The 16,906-nt window shown below is 66.6% G+C and carries 10 protein-coding genes; 5 read left to right on the top strand and 5 right to left on the bottom strand.

The annotated features are described in order from the left end of the window. Position 1 precedes the first annotated feature (1 nt). Entirely contained in the window at positions 2 to 499 is a 498-nt protein-coding gene (locus AC0ZJQ_RS17415) for an LEA/WHy family protein (protein WP_476477008.1), read from the bottom strand. 440 nt (positions 500 to 939) lie between these two features. Between AC0ZJQ_RS17415 and AC0ZJQ_RS17410 the strand changes: the two genes are divergently transcribed. The 5 genes from AC0ZJQ_RS17410 (at position 940) to AC0ZJQ_RS17390 (ending at position 7,400) form a co-directional block, all read left to right on the top strand. Further along, a complete protein-coding gene (locus AC0ZJQ_RS17410; RefSeq protein ID WP_003286662.1) occupies positions 940 to 1,098 on the top strand; it encodes a YqaE/Pmp3 family membrane protein in 159 nt (52 codons plus the stop codon). A 200-nt stretch (positions 1,099 to 1,298) separates the two neighbouring features. Next, the gene (locus AC0ZJQ_RS17405) at positions 1,299 to 4,787 is read left to right on the top strand and encodes a response regulator (RefSeq protein ID WP_476477007.1); all 3,489 of its coding nucleotides are present in this window, start codon (positions 1,299 to 1,301) and stop codon (positions 4,785 to 4,787) included. Position 4,788: 1 nt separating this feature from the next. Further along, positions 4,789 to 5,607: a CheR family methyltransferase gene (locus AC0ZJQ_RS17400; RefSeq protein ID WP_008569509.1), complete on the top strand. Its 819-nt coding sequence runs from the start codon at positions 4,789 to 4,791 to the stop codon at positions 5,605 to 5,607. Further along, positions 5,604 to 6,206: a chemotaxis protein CheB gene (locus AC0ZJQ_RS17395; protein ID WP_476477006.1), complete on the top strand. Its 603-nt coding sequence runs from the start codon at positions 5,604 to 5,606 to the stop codon at positions 6,204 to 6,206. Before AC0ZJQ_RS17400 ends, AC0ZJQ_RS17395 begins: the two co-directional genes overlap by 4 nt. Before the next feature lie 3 nt (positions 6,207 to 6,209). Beyond that, entirely contained in the window at positions 6,210 to 7,400 is a 1,191-nt protein-coding gene (locus AC0ZJQ_RS17390) for a hybrid sensor histidine kinase/response regulator (protein ID WP_008569512.1), read from the top strand. 754 nt (positions 7,401 to 8,154) lie between these two features. On the opposite strand, the gene selO is transcribed toward AC0ZJQ_RS17390, so the two are convergent. The 4 genes from selO to AC0ZJQ_RS17370 form a co-directional block, all read right to left on the bottom strand. Continuing rightward, positions 8,155 to 9,612, bottom strand: coding sequence for a protein adenylyltransferase SelO (gene selO, locus AC0ZJQ_RS17385; protein ID WP_476477005.1), 1,458 nt, complete (start codon positions 9,610 to 9,612; stop codon positions 8,155 to 8,157). Between the two features lie 126 nt (positions 9,613 to 9,738). Next, positions 9,739 to 13,038 carry a mechanosensitive channel MscK gene (gene mscK / locus AC0ZJQ_RS17380; RefSeq protein WP_476477004.1) on the bottom strand — a complete coding sequence of 1,100 codons (3,300 nt, stop codon included), beginning with the start codon at positions 13,036 to 13,038 and terminating at the stop codon, positions 9,739 to 9,741. Positions 13,039 to 13,132: 94 nt separating this feature from the next. Further along, on the bottom strand, positions 13,133 to 14,878 hold the full coding sequence (locus tag AC0ZJQ_RS17375) for a potassium/proton antiporter (protein ID WP_476477003.1): 1,746 nt from the start codon (positions 14,876 to 14,878) through the stop codon (positions 13,133 to 13,135). A gap of 119 nt (positions 14,879 to 14,997) precedes the next feature. Further along, positions 14,998 to 16,800: an acyl-CoA dehydrogenase gene (locus AC0ZJQ_RS17370; RefSeq protein ID WP_476477002.1), complete on the bottom strand. Its 1,803-nt coding sequence runs from the start codon at positions 16,798 to 16,800 to the stop codon at positions 14,998 to 15,000. Positions 16,801 to 16,906: the final 106 nt, after the last annotated feature.

The following is a 16,906-nucleotide window of genomic DNA, read 5'->3' as shown; positions in this document are numbered from 1 at the left end:
GCTACGGCTCAGGGCGATACGGATTGGTGACGCCGGAGAGGTCCAGCGTGCCTTTGTCAGTGAAGCGCCGCGTGCCGAACAGTCCGCCGCCGAGCTTGCCGCGCAGCACATAGGGCAGCGCGTCGAGTCGGCTGCCATCGGCCAGCCCGAGCGCCTGCCGCGCGACCGACAGCGCCGAGATGGTCACCGGCACGCTGAGCACGCGCTCGCCGAAGCGCGGCACGCTGCCACGCTGGTCGCTGACGCCGCTGGCCAGGCGCCGGTCGTTGACCGAGAGGCTCAGCGCCACGCCGTCGTAGTCGACCGCAGCGTCGTTGGGATTCAGCAGGCGCAGCTTGACCAGCAGGCGCAGCTCCAACCCTTCGCCCGGCAACGGCTGGATGCCGGCGACCTGCACCTCGAGCGGATCGTGCGAGGGCAGCAGCGCGCAGGCGGACAGGCTCAGGGCGAGCAGCGCGAGGACCAGCAGGTGCAGGCGCGACAGCAGTGTCTTGGGCATGGTGGGTTCCTGTGAAGATCCTGGCGTTCGAGCAGATGACTGCCGCCCGGCCCAGGCGTTCCGGTAATCCAGCGTTCCGGCAGGATAGACGATGCGCTACGCCAGCCGGCCGGAATTCGACCTTCCGCCAATGGCCCCGGCAGGGTTTCTCTGAAATAGTTAGCACACTAAGCGAACTGCTTGGTCGCGCTGCCCGCCCACAAGGCGGATGGCGCCGGACGCAACAGACCGGCTCCACGACTGGCCGGTCGCGTCCACCCTCACTCCCGCGCCTGCTGGCGCACCCTGGCGGCCGACCCGGACGCCTCCCGGAGCTGCCAACCGCTGCCGATCGGCGGCGGTTGCCGTTCCCCTCCCGCGCGAAACGGAACCGTCACCGCCTACTTCCGGTCCACTGCACAGGCCGCCAGGCCACCTTGCAGACCCGACGGAGCCCCGACATGGACCTGATCCGCATCATTTTCGCCATCCTCCTGCCGCCCCTCGGCGTGTTCCTGCAGGTGGGGTTCGCCGGTGCCTTCTGGCTGAACATCCTGCTCACGCTGCTGGGCTACATCCCGGGCATCATCCATGCGGTGTGGATCATCGCCCGGCGCTGAGCCGCGCGTGCTGACCTGACGTCAGCTACTTTTGTGCTGCCGGGGCGGGTTGTGTACAGTCCCCAACTCGCCGCGCGGAACCTGATTGTGCGCGCAACACTCAAGAACATGCCGGTAGATCACGGAATTTCGTGACCGACGGGTCATGTGCGGACAGCGGTTGCCGCGCGCAATCCAGTGGCCGCCGGAAAGGACACCAGATGAGCGATTCCTTCGTCGAGCAGAGCAACTTCAAACGCATCCTCAACCGCAACGTGGTCGTGCCATTGGGCTTCGGTTTTCTCAGCGCGGTCTTCTTCAGCGTCATCGTCTACTACCTGCTCGAGGTCAGCCACTGGGTCGACGAGTCGGTGCGCGGCGTTGCCCACGCCCATGAGGCGGCGAAGATGATGGGTGACCTAGAAGCCTCCATGCGTGGCTACCTGATCGCCGGCGATGCGGTTTTCCTCGAGCCCTACAACCGCGAGCTGCCGCTGATGCGCCAGCAGCTGGACGACCTGCAGCGCTACGCCCGCGAGAACCCGATGCAGCTCAGCCGCGTTGAGCAGGTGCGCTCGGTGTTCGCCGAATGGGTGCGGTTCGCCGAGCAGGGCATCGCCACGCGCGATCGTGGCGAGTCGATCCACGAGCTGGTGGCCACGGCGCGCGGGCTGAATCTTTCCGGCAAGATCCGCGCGCTGCTCAACGATTTCATCGCTGCCGAGCGACAGATTCGCGCCGAACGTACCGATTTCAGCGAAATGACCAGCACCGCGCTGATCGGCGGTTTCCTGCTGTTCAGCCTCATCTTCAGCGGCCTGCTGGCCTGGTCCGGCCGCCGCGACCTGCTTGGCCTGTCGAACACCTACAGCACCTTGCTCTCCGGGCAGCAGGCCCACGCCCGGCTGCTGGAACAGCAGGCCTGGTACCGCACCGGGCAGAACCAGCTGGGCGAGGCGATCATCGGCGAAATGGCGCTGCCGGCGCTGGGGCAGAGCATCCTGCAGTTCCTTGCGCGCTATCTCGACGTCGCCGTCGGCGCGCTCTACGTGGTGCAGGACGGCAAGCTGCAGCGCGTCGCCGAGTTCGCCTACGACCCGCAGCGGCTGCAAGACAATCTCGTGCTCGAATTCGGCGTCGGGCTGGTCGGCCAGGCTGCGCTGGAGCGGCGCGAACTGGCGCTCGAACAACTGCCGGCCGACTACCTGCGCGTCAGCTCGGCACTGGGCGCCACCGTGCCGAGTTCGGTGCTGATCGTGCCGGTGGAAGACAGCGGCATGCTCAACGGCGTGATCGAACTCGGCTTCCTGCGTCCCCTGCGCGAGCAGGATCGTGAGCTGCTGCGCCGGGTCGGCTCGGCCATCGGCGCGGCCATCGAGGCGGCGCGCTATCGTCAGCGGCTGCAGCGCGTGCTCGCCGAAACCCAGCAGCTCAACGAGGAGTTGCAGGTGCAACAGGAAGAACTGCGCGCCGCCAACGAGGAGCTGGAGGAACAGTCCAGCGCCCTGCGCGAATCGCAGATGCATCTGGAAGAGCAGCAGGTCGAGCTGGAGCAGACCAACGAACAGCTCGCCGACCAGGCCGACACCCTGGCCCGCCAGCGCGACGAGATGGACGAGAAGAACAGCCGCCTGCGCGAGGCGCAGCTGCTGCTCGAGGAGCGCGCCGACGAACTGCAGCGCGCCAGCCGCTACAAGTCCGAATTCCTCGCCAACATGTCCCACGAACTGCGCACGCCGCTGAACAGCTCGCTGATCCTCGCCAAGCTGCTGGCCGACAACCCGCAGGGCAACCTCAGCGATGACCAGGTGCAGTTCGCCCGCTCGATCTATTCGGCCGGCAACGACCTGCTCACGCTGATCAACGACATCCTCGACATCGCCAAGGTCGAGGCCGGCAAGCTCGACGTGCATCCCGAGGCGACCCATCTGACCCGGCTGGCCGAGGGGCTGAAGAGCCTGTTCCTGGCGCAGTCGCTGGAGAAGGCGCTGGAGCTGCGCGTCGAACTGGCCGACGACCTGCCGCCGAGCCTGTACACCGATCGCCAGCGTCTGGAGCAGATTCTCAAGAACCTGCTGGCCAATGCCTTCAAGTTCACCGAGAGCGGCTCGGTGTGCCTGCGCATCGCACCGCACGGCGACGGCCGGATCGCCTTCAGCGTCAGCGATACCGGCATCGGCATCGCGCCGGAGCATCAGGCAGCGATCTTCGAGGCCTTCCGCCAGGCCGACGGCACCACCAACCGCCGCTATGGCGGCACGGGCCTCGGGCTGTCGATCTCGCGCGAGCTGGCGCAACTGCTCGGCGGCTCGCTCGAGGTGCAGAGCGAAGTCGGCATGGGCAGCACCTTCACCCTGCTGCTGCCGGAGCACTACGCCGCTCCCGCCCGCGTGGTGCCGCCGGTGCCACTGCCTGTCGCATCGCCCGTCGCGCCGCGCGCCGAAGCACCGGCAGCGGCGGTGGCGCAGGCGCCCAGGGCGGTCGTCGAGCCGATTGCCGATGACCGCGACGCCTACCCGTTCACGGCGCGCTCGGTGCTGGTCATCGAGGACGAGCCGCAGTTCGCCGGCATTCTGCGCGAGCTGGCGCACGAGCTGCACTACAGCTGTCTGATCGCGCAGAACGCCGACGACGGTTTCGACACTGCCGTGCAGTACAAGCCCGACGCCATCCTGCTGGACATGCGCCTGCCCGACCATTCCGGGCTGACCGTGCTGGAACGCCTGAAGGAGAACCCGGCGACCCGGCACATCCCGGTGCACGTGGTCTCGGTGGAAGATCGCAAGGAGGCCGCGCTGCAGATGGGCGCGGTGGGTTATGCGCTCAAGCCCACCACCCGCGACGAACTCAAGGAGGTCTTCAGCCGCCTGGAATCCAAGCTGGCGCAGAAGGTCAAGCGCATCCTGCTGGTCGAGGACGACGCCCGCCAGCGCGAGAGCGTGTCGCGGCTGATCGAGGATGTGGATATCGAGATCACCGCCGTCGAGTTCGGCGCGCAGGCGCTCGAGCTGCTGCGCAGCACCGCCTTCGATTGCATGATCATCGACCTCAAGCTGCCGGACATGGACGGCAGCGAGCTGCTCGAACGCATGGCCAAGGAGGACATCTGCTCCTTCCCGCCGGTGATCGTCTACACCGGACGCAACCTCACCCGTGACGAGGAGGCGGCGCTGCTCAAGTATTCGCGCTCGATCATCATCAAGGGCGCACGCTCGCCGGAGCGGCTGCTCGACGAGGTCACGCTGTTCCTGCACAAGGTCGAGTCGGACATGCCGCCGGAGCGCCAGCGCATGCTCAAGAGCGCGCGCAGCCGCGAGAAGGCCTTCGAGGGACGCAAGCTGCTGGTGGTCGACGACGACGTGCGCAACGTCTTCGCCCTGACCAGCGCGCTGGAGCAGAAGGGCGCGGTGGTGGAGATCGCCCGCAACGGTCTGGAGGCCATCGCCAAGCTGCAGCACGACAGCACCATCGATCTGGTGCTGATGGACATCATGATGCCGGAGATGGATGGTTTCACCGCCATGCAGGAAATCCGCAAGGACCCGCGCCTGGCCAAGCTGCCGATCATCGCCGTCACCGCCAAGGCGATGAAGAGCGACCAGGACCGCTGCCTGAGCGCCGGTGCCAACGACTACCTGGCCAAGCCGATCGACCTCGACCGGCTGTTCTCGCTGATCCGCGTCTGGCTGCCGAAAGTGGAGCTGCTGTGACATGCCCGAGCGCAGCACCGATATCGAGCTGAAGCTGCTGATCGAGGCGATTTACCTCCGGTACAGCTACGACTTTCGCGACTACTCCGGCGCTTCGCTCAAGCGCCGGGTGACGCTTGCGCTCAAGCAGCTCGACTGCGAGAACATCTCGGCGCTGCAGCACCGCATCCTGCATGACGCGCGCGCCTTCATGGACCTGCTGCAGTACCTGACCATCCCGGTCAGCGAGATGTTTCGCGACCCCGGATACTTCCGCGCACTGCGCGAGCAGGTGGTGCCGGTGCTGCGCACCTACCCGTCGCTGAAGATCTGGATCGCCGGTTGCAGCACCGGCGAGGAGGTCTACTCGATGGCCATCCTGCTCAAGGAGGAGGGCCTGCTGGAGCGCTCGCTGATCTACGCCACCGATATCAACCCGCGCTCGCTGGCGCAGGCGCGCCGGGGCATCTTTCCCGTCCAGCGCCTGAACAAGTACACCGAGAACTACCAGCAGGCCGGTGGCCGGGGCAACTTCGCCGACTACTGCACGGTCGCCTACGACGCGGTGCTGATGGACAAGGCGCTAAAACAGAACGTCACCTTCGCCGATCACAGCCTGGCGACCGACAGCGTGTTTTCCGAAACGCAGCTGATCTCCTGCCGCAACGTGCTGATCTATTTCAACAAGTCGCTGCAGGACCGCGCCTTCGGGCTGTTCCACGAATCGCTCTGTCATCGTGGTTTCCTCGGCCTGGGCGCCAAGGAAACGGTGGAATTCTCCGCCTGCGCCGGGCAGTTCGAGGCCTTCGACAAATCGGAACGGATCTTCCGCAAGCTATGAGCAGCCAGGCACCCCGGCGCATGGCCGGCAAGCGGCGGTCGCCTATCGAGGCGGTGGTCATCGGCACCTCGGCCGGTGGTCTGGCCGCGCTCAGCGTGCTGGTCGCCGGGCTGGAGGCGACGTTCCGCCTGCCGCTGCTGGTGGTGCAGCACATCCCTTCAGGCGTGCCGACGCAGCTGGCGGAGATTTTCCAGCGCAAGACCGGCCTGCACGTCAAGGAAGCCGACGAGAAGGAGAAGGTGCGCGGCGGAACCCTGTATTTCGCCGCACCCGGCTATCACCTGCTGGTCGAGCAGGACACCAGTCTGTCGCTGAGTCAGGACGACAGCGTGCATTTTTCCCGGCCGTCGATCGACGTGCTGTTCGAATCCGCCGCCGACGCCTGGGGCGAGCGCGTGGCCGGTATCCTGCTGACCGGCGCCAACGAGGACGGCGCCGCCGGCCTCGAAGCGATTCATCGCGCCGGCGGTCTGACCATCGTCCAGGACCCGGACGAGGCAGAAGTCGACAGCATGCCGCGCGCCGCACTCCAGCGCTTCGCGCCGGACTACATTTTGCCCCTGCGCGACATACACCGATTGTTGCGCGAACTGGAGTGAGTCATGCCCTATCAAACCGATGAGGCGAATCTGCTGATCGTCGACGACCTGCCGGAGAACCTGCTGGCGCTCGGCGCGCTGTTGCAGGCGCCGGGCATCCGCGTGCATGAGGCCGAATCGGCCGAGCAGGCGCTGGAACTGCTGCTGCAGCACGAATTCGCGCTGGCGATCCTCGACGTGCAGATGCCCGGCATGGACGGCTTCCAGCTGGCCGAGCTGATGCGCGGCACCGAGCGCACCAAACACATTCCCATCGTCTTCGTCAGCGCCGCCGGGCGCGAGCTCAACTACGCCTTCAAGGGCTACGAGAGCGGTGCGGTGGACTTCCTGCACAAGCCGCTGGATGCGCATGCGGTGCGCAGCAAGGCCAGTGTGTTCGTCGACCTCTATCGCAACCGCAAGCGCATGGCGCGCCAGCTGGAGGCGCTGGAAAAGAGCCGGCGCGAGCAGGAGGTGCTGCTCGACGAGCTGCGCAGCACCCAGGCCGAGCTGGAGAACGCCGTGCGCATGCGCGACGACTTCATGTCCATCGTCTCGCACGAGCTGAAGACCCCGCTCAACACGCTGATCCTCGAAGTGCAGCTGCGCAAGCTGCAGCTGGCGCGCGGCAATTTCGCCGCCTTCAGCGAGGACCGTTTGCGCAACATGGTCGAGAAGGACGAGCGGCAGGTGCAGAGCCTGATCCGCCTGATCGACGACATGCTGGATGTTTCGCGCATCCGCACCGGCAAGCTGTCGATCCGCCCGAGCCGCATCGACCTGGCGGAGCTGGTCGCGCATGTGCTGGAGAGCTTCGCCGCGCAGATGGAAGGCCGCGGCTGCACGCTGCAACTGCAGCAGGCCGAGTCGGTCGTCGGCGTCTGGGACGCGTTTCGTATCGAGCAGGTGGTGGCCAATCTGCTCACCAACGCCATGCGCTACGGTGCCGGCAACCCGGTGCAGGTGAGCGTCGGGCCTTGCGCCGAGGGCGCGCGGATCGAGGTGCGCGACCATGGTATCGGCATCAAGCCGGAGAGCCTGGCGCGCATCTTCTGCCAGTTCGAGCGTGCCGAGGGTAGCGAGAGCAGCGCCGGGCTGGGGCTCGGCCTGTTCATCGCCGAGCAGATCGTCAAGGCGCATGGTGGGCGTATCCAGGTCGAGAGCGAGGAGGGGCAGGGCGCGTTGTTTCGCGTGCTGTTGCCCTTGAATCCGTAGGGCGCTGTTGTGGTGTGGGGCGCGGGTTGCGCCCGCTCTACGGCTGGTAAGGCTGATCGTACGGCCTGTACGTTTTACTTTTATGGCGATTGGCGATTAGCTTGAGAGCTTGGTTTCGCCCTGCTGGGCGAGTCACTTTTGCCAGTCGCGGCAAAAGTAACCAAAACCGCTTGCCCCTACATCCGGCCCCGGCTGCGCCGGGGTTCCCTCGCTCCATCGTCGCTCCGGGGGCCGGCGTACAAGGGCCATCCCTGGCCCTTTACGCCTCTCGCGGCATCCATGCCGCTCGCTCCCCGGCGCAACGATTCCTCTCGGCCTCCTGAAAGGGGCGGTTGGTGGTGCCTGACAGGCTGTGCAGGAAAAGCACAAAGCGCGGCAAAGTCAGCTTCTCGATCTTCCAGGCGACTCGGACCCAACTCCCCGTCAGGAGGCCGAGTGGAGGTGTCGCATAGGGGGACGCGAGGCAGGACGCCGAGCGAGTCACGAAGGGACAGGGACGTCCCTTCGTGACGTGCCCCCGGGGCGGCGCCGGAGCGAGGGGAGTCTGGCCGCAGGCCAGACCCGGATGTCGGGTGCCCTTCTTCTTTGGTTACTTTCTTGTTGGGCAAGCAACAAGAAAGTGACTCGGCCGGGTGGCCGAAACCAGAATCTCCAGCTCCCGCGGTAAGGGCCCTGATCTCCAGACGCAAATCTGAACGAGTTGGCAAACCACCCAAACGCGCCAACCTGCCGCTGCGATGTGGCAGTCGCGCCCCTACGACGAACAGCTGATCTCCAGATGCTTGCCCCATTCCGGCGGCCGCTCGGCATAGCGCTGCATGCCCGGCTGCTCGTCGAACGGCCGGCCAAGCACCGCGTGCAGTTCACGCACCGGGCCGTAGTCGCCGTTCTCCGCCGCTTCGATGACCTGCTGCGCCAGGTAGTTGCGCAGGATGTACTTCGGATTCACCGCGTGCATGCGCGCCTGCCGGTCGGTCTCGGCGGCGTCGCGGGCGCTGCGTGCGCAGTAGTCGGCGGCCCAGGCGTCGAAGCCGGCCAGGTCGACGAAGTCCTCGCGCAGGCGTTGCACGGCCTGCGGCGCCGGGCTGTCGCCGAGTTCGCGGAAGAAGCGGGTGTAGTCCACGGCGCTGTCCTGCATCAGTTGCAGCAGGCGGCGTACCAGTCGTTCGTCGTCCGCCTCGGCCCGTGTGAAGCCCAGCCGGCGGCGCATCAGGTCCAGCCATTCGGCTTCGTAGAGTGGCAGGAACAGCTCCATCGTCTCGCGCAGGCGCGTGACCTCGACGAACGGCGTCAGTGCCTGCGCCAGCGCGGCGAGGTTCCAGTGGGCGATCGGCACCTGGTTCTCGAACGAGTAGCGGCCGCGGTCGTCGGAGTGGTTGCAGATGAAACGCGCGTCGAAATCGTCGAGGAAGGCGTACGGGCCGAAGTCCAGGGTGATGCCCAGCAGCGACATGTTGTCGGTGTTCATCACCCCGTGGCAGAAGCCGTAGGCCTGCCAGCGCGCGACCAGCGCGGCGGTGCGTTCGAGCACTTCGCGAAACAGCGCCAGGTACGGTTCGGGCTGTTCGCGCAGCGGCGCAAAGTGCGCCTCGAGGCTGTAGTCGAGCAGCTGCTTCAGCTCGGCGTGCTGGCGCGTGTAGTAGAAAAACTCGAAGTGGCCGAAACGCAGGTGGCTGGGCGCCAGGCGCAGCAGCATGGCACCGCGTTCCTGGCGCTCGCGGTAGACCGGCGTGGCCGAGGCGGTGACGCACAGCGCGCGCGTGCTGGGGATGCCCAGCGCCGCCAGGTGTTCGCTGGCGAGAAATTCGCGGATCGACGAGCGCAGCACCGCGCGGCCATCGCCCATGCGCGAGTAGGGCGTCTGGCCGGCGCCCTTGAGGTGCAGGTCCCAGTGCTCGCCGGCGGCGTTCAGCACTTCGCCGAGCAGCAGGCCGCGGCCGTCGCCCAGTTGCGGGTTGTAGACGCCGAACTGGTGGCCGGAATAGACCATCGCCCGCGGCTCCGCGGTAGACCAGAGCTTGTGTCCGGAGAACAGTTCGGTGAACAGCGGCTGCTCGGCCTCGGCTGGGTCCAGATCGAGCAGTGCCAGTGCGGCTTCGCTGACCACCACCAGGCGCGGATCGGCCAGCGGCTGTGGCTCGACGGCGGTCGAGAACGCGTCGCCGAGGCGGGCGAAGCGATTGTCGAAGTGCAGCTCGGTAAGGGTCTTCACGATGGCTCCGCAAGTGTGCCCGGCAGCGGGGCAATGAATGTGCGGCGGCAGAGCGGTGCGACGTCTCGCGGCACGCTGCACCAGCGGCGCGTTCAGTCAGATTAGGCCCTTGCCACGCAGTGGGGTTCAGCTTGGATCCGGATCCTTGATCAGCGGGCCGTCCGTCACGATCGGCTGGTTCTTCGGCAGCAGCAGCTCATGTCCGGCGTGGTCCTTCAGATGCACGTCCAGCTGGCGGAAGGCGATGACGATGCCGCGCTCGCGGAACTCGCGGTCGACGCGGCGGTTGATCTCGTCGATCACCGGGTTGCGGTCGCCGAGGTCGCGCACGTGCAGGCGCAGCTCGTGTTCCAGACGGCTCTCGCCGAAGTTGAGGAAGAACACCTGCGGCTCCGGGTCCTTGAGCACGCGCGGATTCTCCCGCGCGGCCTGAAACAGCAGCTCGCGAACCTGCTCCAGGTCCGAGCCGAATTCCACGCCGATGCGGATGGTGACGCGGGTGACCGTATCGCTCAGCGACCAGTTGAGCAGCTGGTCGGTGACGAAGGTCTTGTTCGGGACGATGATTTCCTTGTGGTCGAAATCGGTGATGGTGGTGGCGCGGATGCGGATGCGGCTGACCGTTCCGGAAAGGTTGCCGATGGTCACCACGTCGCCGATGCGCACCGGTTTCTCGAACAGGATGATCAGGCCGGAGACGAAGTTGGCGAAGATCTCCTGCAGGCCGAAACCCAGGCCCACCGACAGCGCGGCCACCAGCCACTGCAGCTTGTCCCAGCTGACGCCGAGGGTCGACAGTGTGGAAACGATGCCGGTGCCCACCAGCGTGTACGACAGCAGCGTGCCGGTGGCGTAGGCGCTGCCGGGCGCCAGGTTCAGCCGCGACAGCACCGCGACCTCGAGCAGGCCGGGCAGGTTGCGCGCCAGCACCAGGGTGATGACGACGATCGCCAGCGCGCCGAGCAGGTCGTTCAGGCTGATCGCCGAGGTGGTCAGCGTATCGCCGCTGCCGCTGGTGAACTCGTAGAGCGCGACGTTATCCAGGTAGGACACCACCGAGATCAGGTCCGACCAGACCCAGTACAGCGCGACGACGAACAGGCCGAAGGTGGCCAGGCGGGTCAGGCGCAGCGACTGCTGGTTGACCTGCTCGATGTCCAGTCCGGGTTCCTCCAGCGTCTCGGTCTCGGCGTGGCCGTTCTCCTCGCTGCTCTGGCGCTTGGCCAGCGCGCGCTGGTAAGCCAGGCGCCGCGCGGCGATGGTCAGCGCGCGGACCAGCGTGGCTTCCAGCGCGACCCAGAGCATCAGCAGATAGAGCGTGTCGATCAGCCGCTCGGTGAGCTTGAGCGCCGTGTAGTAGTAGCCCATGCCGACCACGCCGATCAGCAGCAGCGGCAGCACGCTGAACAGCATGCCGAGCAGCAGCCGTCCGTGCGGCGCGTTCTCGCTGGCCGGGCCCTTGCGCAGGATGCGTGCCATGCGCCAGCTCATCAGCGCATAGCAGGCGATGATCACCAGCAGGCCGAGCACGTCGTCGGCGAGATTGGCCGGCTGCTGCTCGGCGATGCTCACGGCCACCACCAGAGTCAGCACCACCAGCCCGAGGCGCCGCAGCTCGTCACGCAGGAAGGTCACCTGCGGCTTCGACCAGCGGAAGTGCAGCTCCGCCACGCGCCCCGGCGAGAGCATGCGGTAGGCGGTGTAGAACACCAGCCAGGCCTGGGCCATCTCGTACAGCGCGGCGCCGAGGCCGAGGTTCTGCCCGCGCGCATCCATCTGCAGCAGGTAGCCGCACAGCGCCAGCAGCAGCGCGCCGGGCAGCGCCAGCAGCAGGTTGAGCAGCAGCGCCAGCGGCGTATGCAGCTGGCTGTCGTTGCGGAAATGGCCGACGTCGCGGCTCAGCGCATCGAGCTTGGCGTTGATCGCCGGACGCCGCCAGAGCAGCACGGCAATCGCCAGCAGCAACGGCAGGAACAGCAGCGGACGTTCCTTCAGGCCGGCGCCCAGCTCGGCCAGCAGCGAGGTCCAGGGAATGCTGGCGAGCTGGCGCTCCAGCCGCTGCGGCGCGCTGGCCAGCCAGCTCAGGTCCAGCGGCTTGTTGCTGGGAATCCAGAACATCTGCTCGTCGAGCGTCGCGCTCAGGGCGCTCGCCGTATCGTGCAGCTGCTTCTGGTTCAGCTGCAGGGTGATCGACTCGTTGAGCAGCGCGTTGAGTGTGCGGTTCAGCCGGTCGAGCAGCTCATTGCGGGTGTTGAGCAGTTCCAGCAGCGCGGCGCGCAGCTCCGCTGTCACCTGTTCGGCCGGCTGGCTGGCGAGCAGCTGATCGACGTAGCTCTGGGCGTTGCCGGCCTTCTCGCGCGCCTGGTTCAGCTCGAACTGGTAGAGCCGCAGGTCGGCGATCTCGTCGGCGAGGTTCTTGTCCAGCGTCACCTTGGGCAGCGTCAGCTTCTGCTGGTAGAGGATCTTCGACAGCAGCAGGCTGCCTTCGAGCACGCTGATCTGTTCTTCCAGCGCCTGGTCGGTCTGCGTCAGCGTGTCGAGTTGCTGGCGGGTGCGCAGGTTCTGCTGGTTGAGGTCGTTCAGCCGCTCGGTGGCGCGCAGCAGGTAGTCGGAGAGCTTGAGGTTTTCCGCGCTTTCGGCGGCCAGCAGGGTATCGGAACCGGCCTGCTCGGCCTTGGCCGACAGCTCGGCGACGGTCTGCTCGGACTCGGCGCGGCGCTTCTCGTTGATCAATGCCTGCAGCGCCTGGGTTTCCAGCTCGGCGCGGGCGATGCGCTCGGCGAGCAGGTCGCGGCGCGCCTTGCCGAGGTCCTGCATCAGGCTGTTGCCGGCCAGCTCCTGGCGGCGCAGTTCGATCTGCGCGCCGAGGGTTTCAAGCTCCGCGTTGAGCAGGCTGCGCTGCTCGTCGCCGAGGCTCTTGCCGCCGTCGCGCCCGCTCTTGAGCTGCGTGTTGATTTCCTGGATACGCGCCTGGGCACTGCCGATGGCCGCCTGCGCACGTTCCGGGCGGGTCTGCGCGGTGATGATCAGGCTGTTGGCGGCGCTGAGCTGTTTCTGCCACTCGGCCAGCTCGTCGATCCGTTCGGCCAGGCGTTGGTCGAGCGCCGCGACGTTCAGGCCGGCGTAGCGCTTGGCCGGGTCTTCGTCCGGTTTGGCCTTGAGCGCATCGAGTGCGCGCCGGGCGTCGACGATCTCCTTGGGCGCCTGCGCGAGTTGCGTCCTGCGCTCCTCGAGTTGTTGGCGCGCGGTCGCGGTCTGCTCGGCCTGCTGCTGAATCTGTTCGGCGAGCGACGGGGCGGCGGGCTTGGCTTCGGCCTCGGCGGCCGGTTTGCTGCCGGTGATATCCAGCGCCTGAGCCAGCGCCGGCAGCGCGTTCAGGGAAAGTGCGGCCAGGGCCGCCAGCAGTAGGGTGCGCACGGAGAACATGGATGCAGCCGCAAACGAAGGGACTGCTGAGTCTACGGACTGCGCCGGGCGAGTGCGAGTCCGCGAGACGGGCGCACCGGCGCCCGCCGCGGGATCAGAACATCAGCTGCGGGCCGGGCTTGGCGCCTTCGGGAAACTTCAGGCCGACCTTGCGCACTTGACCGCCTTCCATCGCGGCGATCGTCCAGGCCAGGCCGTTCCAGTCGACATGGTCGCCGACCACCGGCCGGCCGCCGAGCTGCTGGGCCAGGAACGAGCCGATCGGCTGATTGCCGTCGATACCGTCCAGCTTGAGGCCATAGAGCGCGGCGATTGCGCCCAGCTCGGCTTCGCCTTCGAGGATGAAATCACCGAAGAAGCGCAGGTCCTGGCCACGCGTCGGCGCCTGGCTGAACAGCTGGCCGAGCGCCGGCAGATCGTCCTCGTGGCCGATCACGCAGAGGATGTCGCCGACCTGCAGCCGCGTGCTGCCGGATGGGTGCAGCAGTTCCTTGCCGCGGAACAGCGCGGCGATGCGCGTGCCGGGCGGCATCTTCAGTTCGCGCAGCGCAGCGCCGATGCACCATTTCTTGCTCGACAGGCGGTAGACGAAGATCTCCCACTGGCTGGTGGTATGCACCTGCAGGCCGGTGCGCGAGATCGGCGACGGCGAGGGCGGCACCTCGACGCGGGCCTTCTTCGCGGCCCAGGTGAGCGTGGTGCCCTGCAGCAGCAGCGACACCAGCACGATGAAGAAGGCGACGTTGAAGAACAGCTGGGCGTTGTCCAGCCCGGCCACCAGCGGAAACACCGCGAGGATCACCGGCACCGCGCCGCGCAGGCCGATCCAGGAGATGAAGACGCGCTCGCGCAGATTGAAGCTCTTGAACGGCAGCAGGCCGAGGAACACCGAAATCGGCCGCGCGAACAGGATCATCCACAGCGACAGCAGCAGCGCCGGCACGGCGATCGGCAGCAGCTCGCTGGGCGTGAGCAGCAGGCCGAGTACGAGGAACATGCCGATCTGGCTGAGCCAGGCCAGGCCGTCGAACATGTGCATGATGCCGTGGCGGTTGCGGATCGGCCGGTTGCCCAGCATCAGCCCGCAGACGTAGACGGCGATGATGCCGCTGCCGCCCACCGCGCCGGACAATGCGTAGATCATGATGCCGCCGGCCACCGCCAGCAGCGGGTAGAGGCCGTCGGCCACCGACAGTCGGTTGATCAGCTGCAGCAGCAGCCAGCCGCCGCCCAGGCCGAGGGCGATGCCGATGGCGAATTGTTGCACCAGGCTCACCAGCACCATCCAGGTGAACTCGGTCTGGCCCGAGGCGATCATGCCGATCAGGGTCACGGTGAGGAACATCGCCATCGGGTCGTTACTGCCCGATTCGATCTCCAGCGTCGGTCCGACCCGTTCGTTCAGCCCTTTGCCGTTGAGCAGGTTGAAAACCACCGCGGCATCGGTGGAACCGACGATGGCGCCGATCAGCAGGCCCTCGATCAGCTCCAGGTCGAACAGCCAGGCGGCGGCGACGCCGGTGAGGCCGGCGGTGATGGCGACGCCGAAGGTCGCCAGCGACATCGACGGCCACAGCGCGACGCGGAAGGTGGATTTGCGCGTGCGCATGCCGCCGTCGAGCAGGATCACCGCCAGCGCCAGGTTGCTGATGACGAAGGCGAGCTTGTAGTCCTCGAAGACGATGCCGCCGATGCCATCGACGCCGGCGAGCATGCCGACGCCGAGGAAGATCACCAGAATGGGTACGCCGACACGCGCCGATAACGAACTGACGAGAATGCTAATGGCCACCAGCAAGCCACCAATGAAAAACAGGTGATTGATGTTGCCGACGTCCAAAAGCGTTCTCCTGTAGATGCAGCCGCGATATGCATGGGCTGTGCCAGGAGGATTCTAACCCGAGGTTTTGACGGTCTGTCAAAAATACCTCGATCTCGTTGGGTGCGCGTTCGCGTCGCTCAGAACCAGTCGCCCGCCATGTTCAGGCAGGTGTCGTCGCGTCGCTCCAGCAGCGTCAGCTCGTGCATGCAGCCCGGTAGCTCCCAGGTGAGGAACAGTCGCGCCGCCTGCAGTTTGCCGCGGTAGAAGTCGGCATCGGCCGGCTGACCTTCGGTCAGTCCGTGCGTGGCGCGCAGCGCCTGTTCCAGCCAGCGCCAGCCGATCACCGCATGGCCGAACACTTTCAGATACAGCGCCGAGTTGGCCAGCGCCTGGTTCACCTTGCCGGCCGCCAGATCGCCGAGCAGCGCCTGGGTCACTGTGGTCAGCCGGGCGATGTGCTGCTCCAGCGGCTGGCGCAGTGCGGTCAGCGAGTCGTATTCGGCAGCGCGTTCGCAGCTGGCCTGGATCAGTTCGAGCAACTGGCGCAAGCCAGCGCCCTTGTTCTGCATCAGCTTGCGGCCGAGCAGGTCCAGCGACTGGATGCCGTGGGTGCCTTCGTGGATCGGATTGAGGCGGTTGTCGCGGTAGTACTGCTCGACCGGGTATTCGCGGGTGTAGCCATGCCCGCCGAGAATCTGGATCGCCAGTTCGTTGGCCTTCAGGCAGTACTCCGATGGCCAGGACTTGACGATCGGCGTGAGCAGGTCGAGCAGTTCGCTGGCGTTGCGTCGCTCCTCCTCGCTCTCGGCGGTCTGCTCGTCGTCGACCAGGCGTGCGGCGTACAGACCGAGGTCGAAGGCGCCTTCGACGTAGGCCTTCTGCGTCAGCAGCATACGCTTGACGTCGGTGTGCTCGATGATCGGCACCTGCGCGGCGGTCGGGTCCTTGCCGTCCGGCAGGCGGCCCTGCGGACGTTCGCGGGCGTAGTTCAATGAATAGAGGTAACCGGCGTAGCCGAGCATGATCGCGCCCATGCCGACGCCGATGCGCGCCTCGTTCATCATCTGGAACATGTAGGCCAGGCCCTTGTGCGGCTCGCCGACCAGATAACCGACGCAGTTGCCGTTGTCGCCGAAGTTGAGCGCCGTCGACGTGGTGCCGCGCCAGCCCATCTTGTGGAACAGCCCGGCGAGCAGCACGTCGTTGCGCTGGCCGAGGCTGCCATCGTCGTTGACCAGGAACTTCGGCACGATGAACAGGCTGATGCCCTTCACCCCGGGCGGCGCGTCCGGCAGCTTGGCCAGCACCATGTGCACGATGTTTTCCGACAGCGGATGGTCGCCGCCGGAAATGAAGATCTTGTTGCCCTTGAGCCGGTAGCTGCCGTCGCCGGCCGGTTCGGCGCGGGTGCGGATATCCGCCAGCGAGGAGCCGGCATGCGGCTCGGTGAGCGCCATGGTGCCGAAGAAACGGCCTTCGAGCATCGGCTGCAGAAAGCGCTGCTTCTGCTCCTCGGAGCCGAAGGTCTCGATCAGGTGCGAGGCGCCCATGCTCAGCATCGGGTAGGAACTGGTGGCGATGTTGGCGGACTGGAAATGCGCGAAGCAGGCGCGCGACAGCAGGTTGGGCAGCTGCATGCCGCCGTCCTCGAAGCTGCGCTGGGCGTTGTGGAAGCCGGCCTCGATGAACGCATCCACCGCCGGCTTGACCTCGGGAATCAGCACCGCCTCGCCGTTGACGTACTGCGGCTCGTGCTCGTCGGACTTGCGATTGTGCGGCGCGAAATACTTCTCGGCGATGCTGCGCGCGGTGCCGAGCGCGGCGTCGAAGGTTTCGCGGCTGTGCTCGGCGAAGCGCTCGCGACGGGTCAGGGCTTCGGCATCCAGCACTTCGTAGAGTTCGAACGCCAGGTTGCGCGGACAGAGCAGGGTTTCGGTCATGGAACGGCCTCCTTGAGATGCCACCGAGTCTAGGAAGCGCCGCCGGTCGCTGCCTAGCTCCATACAGATGGGTGATGCCTGCATAAAACCGAGCGTCTTCTGGCAT

Source organism: Stutzerimonas sp. 21-1, from assembly GCF_056336065.1.
The sequence above is the reverse complement of the archived record's forward strand: the minus strand, read 5'-3'. Positions and strand labels throughout refer to the sequence as shown.